The organism is Herbaspirillum lusitanum P6-12, from assembly GCF_000256565.1.
Lineage (GTDB): Bacteria > Pseudomonadota > Gammaproteobacteria > Burkholderiales > Burkholderiaceae_D > Herbaspirillum > Herbaspirillum lusitanum.
In genome coordinates this window covers 1-257 of record NZ_AJHH01000536.1, presented here as the reverse complement: position 1 = coordinate 257, position 257 = coordinate 1, and the positions used below count along the sequence as shown (strand labels likewise).

General features: G+C 70.0%; 1 protein-coding gene. It reads right to left on the bottom strand.

The window, feature by feature from the left end; all coding sequences use genetic code 11:
* On the bottom strand, nucleotides 1–257 hold a 257-nt coding region (locus tag HLUSI_RS29345; RefSeq protein ID WP_040503626.1), incomplete at both ends, for a hypothetical protein.

Genomic DNA, 257 nt, shown 5'->3' with positions numbered 1-257 from the left:
ATTTTTTGGCCAGCACCGGCGTACCCGGTGTGGCCGGGGCGCTGGTGTCGAGCACATAGGCCTGGCTGCGCACCGCGCTTGTATTGCCGGCGGCGTCGACCACCTTCAGTTGCAGCGTGTCGCTGCCGGTCAGCGTGACGCCGTTCCAGGCCAGCGTGGTGGTGGAGACCTTGCTGGTGATGTCGGTCCAGCTGTTGCCGTTGTCGAGCGAGCCCCACAGCACATCCGGCCGCGCGCGCGCGCGCGCGCGCGCGGGC